Origin of the sequence: Neobacillus sp. 19, from assembly GCF_049463095.1 — a bacterium.
Classification (GTDB): Bacteria; Bacillota; Bacilli; order Bacillales; family Cytobacillaceae; genus Neobacillus.
Window position 1 is genome coordinate 20,327 of the sequence record NZ_JBMPZU010000061.1, and the last position, 7,547, is coordinate 27,873.

Annotated in this window: 6 protein-coding genes and 2 pseudogenes; 4 read left to right on the top strand and 4 right to left on the bottom strand. The window is 37.7% G+C overall.

The window, feature by feature from the left end; all coding sequences use genetic code 11:
* Window positions 1–8: 8 nt before the first annotated feature.
* Complete coding sequence (locus ACO1D1_RS20260; RefSeq protein ID WP_149870295.1) at window positions 9–266, bottom strand: DUF2533 family protein; 258 nt, start codon at window positions 264–266, stop codon at window positions 9–11.
* A gap of 435 nt (window positions 267–701) precedes the next feature.
* On the opposite strand from ACO1D1_RS20260, the gene ACO1D1_RS20265 reads away from it, so the two are divergent.
* From ACO1D1_RS20265 to xerS, 4 genes are all read left to right on the top strand, one after another.
* Window positions 702–1,346 carry an alpha/beta hydrolase gene (locus ACO1D1_RS20265; RefSeq protein ID WP_423336872.1) on the top strand — a complete coding sequence of 215 codons (645 nt, stop codon included), beginning with the start codon at window positions 702–704 and terminating at the stop codon, window positions 1,344–1,346.
* Between the two features lie 45 nt (window positions 1,347–1,391).
* The gene (locus ACO1D1_RS20270) at window positions 1,392–2,177 is read left to right on the top strand and encodes a 2-keto-4-pentenoate hydratase (protein WP_423336873.1); all 786 of its coding nucleotides are present in this window, start codon (window positions 1,392–1,394) and stop codon (window positions 2,175–2,177) included.
* Between the two features lie 17 nt (window positions 2,178–2,194).
* A complete protein-coding gene (locus tag ACO1D1_RS20275) occupies window positions 2,195–2,389 on the top strand; it encodes a 2-hydroxymuconate tautomerase (protein ID WP_149870293.1) in 195 nt (64 codons plus the stop codon).
* A gap of 189 nt (window positions 2,390–2,578) precedes the next feature.
* Window positions 2,579–3,667, top strand: a complete 1,089-nt coding sequence (xerS, locus tag ACO1D1_RS20280; protein ID WP_423336874.1) for a tyrosine recombinase XerS — start codon at window positions 2,579–2,581, stop codon at window positions 3,665–3,667.
* A gap of 129 nt (window positions 3,668–3,796) precedes the next feature.
* Here the strand turns inward: xerS and ACO1D1_RS20285 are convergent, their stop codons facing one another.
* The 3 genes and pseudogenes from ACO1D1_RS20285 to ACO1D1_RS20295 all read right to left on the bottom strand — a co-directional run.
* Window positions 3,797–4,219, bottom strand: coding sequence for a PH domain-containing protein (locus ACO1D1_RS20285; RefSeq protein ID WP_423336875.1), 423 nt, complete (start codon window positions 4,217–4,219; stop codon window positions 3,797–3,799).
* A 130-nt stretch (window positions 4,220–4,349) separates the two neighbouring features.
* Window positions 4,350–6,231 (bottom strand): annotated as a pseudogene (locus tag ACO1D1_RS20290) (ABC transporter ATP-binding protein).
* A pseudogene (locus ACO1D1_RS20295) lies at window positions 6,228–7,547 on the bottom strand (ABC transporter ATP-binding protein); the annotation flags it as partial. The pseudogenes ACO1D1_RS20290 and ACO1D1_RS20295, both read right to left, overlap by 4 nt.

Here is a 7,547-nt window from a genome sequence, read left to right on the forward strand (position 1 = left end):
CATAATGATTATTTTGTCAGTGATTTTACATAATCTTGAACCATTTCAACTGTAACATTTTTTCTTGTTGACACAAATCGCAGCTTTATTTTATTCATTCTATTTGTTACTTCATTAATTTTATCAATTGAAAAGGGATTGCCTTGTTTACATAACTTAATAGCTTCCTCAATGTAGTTTTCACGTTGCTGGTCTAGCTCCTGAAACACTTGATATGTTTTGTTCTGATTCGCTGCATGTTTGATTAAATCTTTATGTACACTCATGATCTCACTCCTAATATGGTTGACTATAATCATCATACCATATTTAGAAAAAGAGGGATTCCTCAACTTATTAAAATAGAATTGGAAGGAAAATTTATATGATAGGTGGAATTAATTTAATAAACTCCTTCATTTTCCGAAAAATATTTGTATTGCTTTGAAATATAAAGGGAAAGTAATGGAACCTGCCATTACATGGACCGTTTGGTGTTACAGCACCAGCGGTCTTTTTTAATATACATAACATATCATCTCGAAAATTCTCTAATAGTGAACTTAATTTCATATTAATAAAAAATCATTGACATTCAATCTTTTATTTTGATATTGTATGAGGGAACAAAAATTCATATAAGAAAACTTAGATAAGATAAACATTTTATTATGTATTTTTTTTGTTGTTATATTCATGTTACTTACTAGGAGGTTTTGCAAATGGAAACTGAAATGATTTATGAACTTCGCCGTCCTGAGAATATTATTCCTGGGAAAAAGTATCCTGCACTGTTTGTTATGCATGGGATAGGTAGCAATGAACAAAATATGCTTTCACTTGTAAATGGTCTAGAGGATTTCTTCTTTATTTTTAGTGTAAGGGGACATTTGTCCCAGGGGCCAGGATTTGCCTACTTTACGATCCAGGGCTATGGAAAGCCACATAGGGAGATATTCGATGTGGGAATCAATAAATTAGCTGACTTTATTGACTATGCCTCAGTAAATTATCCAATAGACCCAGAGCAATCATACTTAATGGGCTTTAGCCAAGGAGCCATTGTTTCCATGACGTTAGGACTCACCCTTGGAAATAAAATAAAAGGTATCGTAGCGCTCAGTGGTTATATACCTCAATTCGTAAAGGAAGAATATTTGGTAAACCCAGGAAAGCATTTATCCGTGTTCATATCACATGGAGAATATGATCAGGTCCTGCCATATGAGTGGGGAAAAGAAAATGTAGAATATTTTACTAAGCTAGGGGTTCCGGTAACTTTTAAATCTTATCCTGAAGGGCATACAGTATCAGAAAAAAATCTTCAAGATTTTCAATCTTGGATTTTAAAGGATTTACGAAGATAAATTGAAACCGTTTGGCAACTTGGATAATGCTGAGGAGTTTATTAAATGGAGAATGTGAGCATGAACCTGAACGTCATTGCAAATGAAATTTACCGTCATCAAAAAAGTGCTGTTGAAATGGACAAAATCTCAACACGTTACCCCTCTATTACAATTGAGGATGCTTATAAAATTCAAGAAATCAACATGGAAAAAGAATTACAAGATGGCGATCAATTCGTTGGCTGGAAAATGGGATTGACAAGTTTCGCGAAGCAACAATCGGTAGGAGTAAAGCAGCCCATTTACGGAAGATTGCTTAAGTCAATGGTGATATCCAATGAGGAGCTTTCTTTAGATGGCTTAATTCATCCACGAGTGGAACCGGAACTTGCTTTCTTAATTAATAAAAAACTCGAAGGAAATCATGTCACTGAGCAAGATGTTTGGCTGGCTACTGAAGGTATAATGACTGCAATAGAGGTAATTGACAGTCGATATAAAGATTTTTCATTTAACCTTATTGATGTCGTTGCAGACAATGCTTCCAGTGCAAAATTTTTTCTTTCGGAACAAATATATGAACCTAATAAATTTCAATGGGAAAAAGCAAAGGTTCTAATGAAGTTGAATGGTAAAGCAGTTCAAGAGGGAATAGGTTCAGCTGTTATGGGAAATCCTGCTCGATCAGTGGTTGAATTGGTCAAAATGTTACATTCCTCTGGGCTTAGTATTGAACCTGGGATGATTGTACTAACTGGTGGAATAACGGAAGCAATTCATGTTAGCCATGGTGATTCAATTGAGGTCGAATTTGTTGAATTGGGTGAAATTGATTTGACTGTCATTTAATAATCAGGAGGTTTAAAATGCCAATTATACAGGTACACATGCTTGAGGGTAGATCAGTAGAATTAAAAGAACAATTGATTTCAGAGATTACTGCAGCTGTTAGCAGGACGTTAGGTAATTCACCTGAAACAATCAGAGTATTACTCCATGACATGCCACATGAAAATTGGGGTGTAGCGGGTAGGCAAATGAGTAACAATCATAATAATTAAGCAACCAGATTTATTGCCAATCGAACATGTCGATTGGTTTTATTAATTTTATAGAAGCAGTCCAAAAAGTCGTATAGTGGTGTAATGGGAAGGCCGGGTTCATGTTAGATTTAGTCAAAAACATTATTACGTAAAATATAAATTTGACGTAATAATGTTGATGGGATAAAATAGAAGTGAGGTGTGATTATGGTAAAACAAGAAAAACAAACTAATTTTAATAAACTGCAATCCTTGCTTCAGGAATTGCCTTGGTATGTGGATGAATATATCAATCATAAATTACGAAAACTTTCTACGGCTTCACTCTTTAACTACTGTCATGATTATAAGATTTTTTTCAACTGGATGATCAGTGAACAGTTATGGACCGGTAGCATTAAGGACATCTCATTGGAACGTTTAGAGAATATGACAGTTTTAGAAGTTGAAAACTTTTTAAACTATCTGCATTACCAATTAGATAATAAGGAATTAACCGTTAATCGTAAGTTATCTGCTTTAAAATCACTGTTTAATTACCTGCAAAATATTGCGGAAACACCTGATTTAAAGCCGTATATCAATCGAAATGTCATGGCCAAGATTGAATTTAATGAGGTAAAAGACAGTATGGAAACGAAGGCTACTAAAATGGAAGGAAAAATCCTTCTTGGGGATGAATACGAGAAATTCCGCTTATTTGTGGCCAATGATTACGGTGAATTAAACAAAGATAACAAAAAACTCTTTCATTTTCATCAATTAAACAAGGAACGCGATACGGCGATTGTATCCTTGATTCTTGGTTCCGGGCTGCGCCTATCCGAGTTAGTCGGCATCGATTTAGACGATCTTGACTTTAGTAAATATTGTGTGCGAGTCATTAGAAAAGGAAATAAAGAGCAATTTGTTTATTTTAGCCAGGTGGCAATGTCTGATCTGCAAGAATACCTTTCTATTAGAACGGCTAAGTATAAAGTTGATAAGACGAATAAGGCATTGTTTATATCTGCACAAATGGGTCCTAAAGGCAAATCGCGCAGGCTTACGGCCAGATCAGTTGAAAAGTTGATTGAAAAATATGCAACCGCATTTGGCAAACCATCATTATCCGTACATAAGCTCAGGCATTCGTTTGCAACCAGATATCATGCAGAAATCAATGATGTACCGAAATTACGCCGTCAATTAGGCCATTCATCGATTCAAACAACGATGATTTACACGCATATTAAGAATGATGATTTAAAAATTGCAGTTGATAAGATGGATATGCCGAAAGAACAATTGGAATAATGTTAAATGGCTGTTACTCGTGGCAGCCATTTTTGATCTTTTATCAGTTTACATAATATTATTATGGTAACAAAAATTGATTCTGTCTCAATCACTAAGTATACTTAAGATAATGAGACGGAATCAATTTTAAAAGTTTATTTCAATTTGTGAATTTATTTTCTTTAAAGTTTCGCAAAATTGTTTTTCATTTTTAGGAGAAATCAGCATCGTGTCCCATTTGCCATACAAAAGTTCTATACGGTTCAATGATAATGCTGGGCTTGATAACGGATTTCTCGTCTTTCTTATACTTTTAATTATCATAATATCGACTTTCCAGCGAAATGGCCCACTCACTATCTTTAATTGGTTCCCATTTATTTGATAATATGTTCCGAACCAGCACCAAATAATAAATGCACTAGTCATTCCGCATACTAGAATTGCAGCAATGATCTCCCCCTTCCCTTCTGGCCCGCCAGGCAGGAATAGAAAAGAACCGATTAAAAAGGCTACTGCTCCCCATATTAAAACACCAGTAATAATCCCTTTTTTTGAGTAATATCTCATATTCATCAACTCCTAACAACATATGGACAAAAGACAAACATACCCAATTATTTAATGATATACGAATAACCTTCATAAAAGTTACAAAAAAAGCATTTAGAAAGCAGAAAAGCTCTCTAAATGCCATTCATTATCCCGCATTCCTCTGATTAAAGGTAAACTGACTATTATACAAATCAGCATAAAAGCCGTCTTTTTCTAGTAATTCTTTGTGAGTTCCTTTTTCTATCACTGTTCCATGATTCATCACCAGGATCAGGTCTGCATCACGGATCGTTGAAAGACGGTGGGCAATGACAAAACTCGTGCGCCCTTTCATTAAATGATCCATTGCTTTTTGAATCTGAACTTCTGTTCGAGTATCGACGCTGCTCGTAGCTTCATCAAGAATCAAAATGGCAGGATTCGCCAGAATTGCCCGTGCAATTGTTAATAATTGTTTTTGACCTTGAGAGATATTAGAAGCTTCCTCATTTAGTATTGTATCATAGCCTTCAGGGAAGTGTTCGGATAAAATGGTCTGCATTGGCTGCCTGTGCCGCTGCCACTATCTCTTCTTCCGTAGCTTCTTCCCTTCCGTAAGCAATATTATCACGAATGGTGCTATTGAAAAGCCAGGTATCTTGCAATACCATCCCGAACAAACTGCGAAGCTTCTCTCTTTTTAGATCACGCGTATCGATTCCATCGATTAAAATTTTCCCAGAATTAATTTCATAGAACCGCATCAATAAATTGATCATCGTCGTTTTACCGGCACCTGTTGGACCGACAATGGCCACACGCTGACCTGGTTTCACCTCAATATTCATATCCTCAATTAACGGTTCATTTTCCTTATAGCTGAAGGAAACATGTTCGAATGAAACTTCTCCCTTAGGATCAATGAACTCCACAGCTTTAACTGCTTCAGGTACCTCTTCTGTTTCGTCTAAAATTTCAAACACCCGTTCTGCACTTGCAATCGTCGATTGAATGACATTGGCTATATTTGCGGTTTGGGTAATTGGCTGGCTAAATTGTCTTGCGTATTGAATAAATGCTTGTATATCCCCAATTTCAATGGCCTTTTTTGTGACCAAAAGTCCCCCAACTACTGACACAAGCACATAGCCGATATTATTAATAAATGACATTAATGGCATAATCATACCTGACATAAATTGTGCCTTCCAGCCAGATTGATAAAGGGCTTCATTCGTTTCTTCAAATTTTTCAATCGATTGCTGCTCCCGGCCAAACACTTTAATGACCTTATGACCTGTGTACATCTCTTCCACATGACCATTAAGCTCACCAAGTGATTTTTGCTGCCCCTTAAAATAGGTCTGTGATTTTTTAGCAATTTTTATAATCGCGACAAAGCTTAGTGGAATGGTCAGGACGACAATCAGTGTCATGAGCGGGCTAATCGTAAGCATCATTACGATAACCCCCAGTAACGTAATCACTGATGTAATTAGCTGGGTTAAGCTTTGCTGCAAGGTGGTACTGATATTATCGACATCATTGACAGCCCGGCTAAGAATTTCTCCATGGGTGCGTGAGTCGAAGTATTTTAGCGGCAGCCGGTTGAGTTTCTCTTCCACTTCTTTTCGAAGATGATAAACCGTTTTTTGTGCTACACCCGCCATGATATATTGTTGTAGATAAGCAAATAGGGCACTTATGATATACAGCCCGATCAAGAGCAGGATAATTTGTCCGATATAATCAAAATCTATTTCTGCCCCTGGAACTCCTTTTATTTTCATCATTAATCCTTCAAACAATCTGGTCGTTGCCTTCCCCATTATTTTCGGGCTGACAATCGAAAACACAGTACTGATGATAGCTGTAATTAAAACAGATATCAGCTGTAATTTATAAGGTTTTAAATAGGTGATTAATCTCTTAAGTGTTCCTTTGAAGTTCTTTGCTTTTTGGGGAGGCATTCCCATGCCCATGGGGCCGAATCCCCCGCCTGGCCCACCTCTGCCCGGAGCACCTTGATGTTTGGAATCCTTACTCATGCGATTTCCTCCTCACTCAGCTGCGACATGACAATTTCACGATACACCTTACTGATTTCCATTAATTCCTTATGTTTTCCGATTCCTGCAATTTCACCATTGTCTAATACGATAATTTGATCAGCATCCATAATTGTACTGACACGCTGCGCAACGATTAGCATCGAGGATGACGCAGTTTCCGCTTTTAATGCAGCCCGCAGCTTCGCATCCGTTTTAAAATCCAGTGCGGAAAAACTATCGTCAAAAATATAAATTTCCGGTTTCCTAACGAGGGCCCGTGCAATCGACAAGCGTTGTTTTTGTCCACCAGAAACATTTGTTCCCCCTTGTGCAATAACTGAATGGAATCCCTCTGGCATATTGCCGATAAACTCTGTTGCTTGGGCAATTTCAGCAGCATGCTGTACTTCGTTATCTGAGGCATCTTCTTTCCCATAACGAATGTTTTCTGAAATCGTACCGGTAAAAAGAACCGCTTGCTGAGGCACAAAGCCAATCTTTTCACGAAGGGTTTCCTGCTTCATCTCACTTACATCAATTCCATCAACCAGCACCTTGCCGCTGTCAACATCATAAAAACGCGGAATTAAATTAATAAGCGTAGATTTACCGGATCCAGTCCCGCCAATAATGGCCGTCACTTCACCCGGATTCATTTTAAACGAAATATTGGATATCGCAGGCATTTCGGCACCGGGATAGCTGAAGGTGACATTGCGAAATTCTACTTGCCCCTTTTGCTCTTTGGCAGGTACAGAAACTGCCGGGTCTTGAATATCGGCCGTTGTCTCGAACACTTCGTTTATTCTCCCCGCTGAAACCGATGCCCTTGGAATCATCACAAACATCATCGATAACATCACAAAAGAGAACATAATTTGCATCGCATATTGAATAAATGCCATCATGTCACCGACTTCCATATGGCCATTACTGATCCGAATTCCGCCAAACCAAATGATTGCTACGGTCGTAAGGTTTAGGACAATCATCATAATCGGCATCATCGCAGCCATGAGTTTATTGACCTTTATCGCTGTCTGCGTTAGGTCCCAGTTTGCTGCATCAAACCGTTTTTTTTCATGGGACACTCTGTTAAAAGAACGGATAACACGTATGCCAGTTACAGGTTTTCTCTTAATACTCGGTTGAGGTTATCGAGCTTTACCTGCATGGCTTTAAATAACGGCATTCCCTTTCTTGCAATTATGACAATGGTTATGCAAGAACCGGCAAGGACACTGCCAAAACTAAGGTAAGCTTAGCATCCTTTGATAAGGCCATAATGATCCGCCTATACACATCATTGGCGC

What these genes read in the sequence shown, in the direction of transcription:
- ACO1D1_RS20260 (WP_149870295.1), bottom strand. Translation starts at nt 266, where the DNA reads ATGAGTGTACATAAAGATTTAATCAAACATGCAGCGAATCAGAACAAA.
- ACO1D1_RS20265 (WP_423336872.1), top strand. Translation starts at nt 702, where the DNA reads ATGGAAACTGAAATGATTTATGAACTTCGCCGTCCTGAGAATATTATT.
- ACO1D1_RS20270 (WP_423336873.1), top strand. Translation starts at nt 1,392, where the DNA reads ATGGAGAATGTGAGCATGAACCTGAACGTCATTGCAAATGAAATTTAC.
- ACO1D1_RS20275 (WP_149870293.1), top strand. Translation starts at nt 2,195, where the DNA reads ATGCCAATTATACAGGTACACATGCTTGAGGGTAGATCAGTAGAATTA.
- xerS (WP_423336874.1), top strand. Translation starts at nt 2,579, where the DNA reads ATGGTAAAACAAGAAAAACAAACTAATTTTAATAAACTGCAATCCTTG.
- ACO1D1_RS20285 (WP_423336875.1), bottom strand. Translation starts at nt 4,219, where the DNA reads ATGAGATATTACTCAAAAAAAGGGATTATTACTGGTGTTTTAATATGG.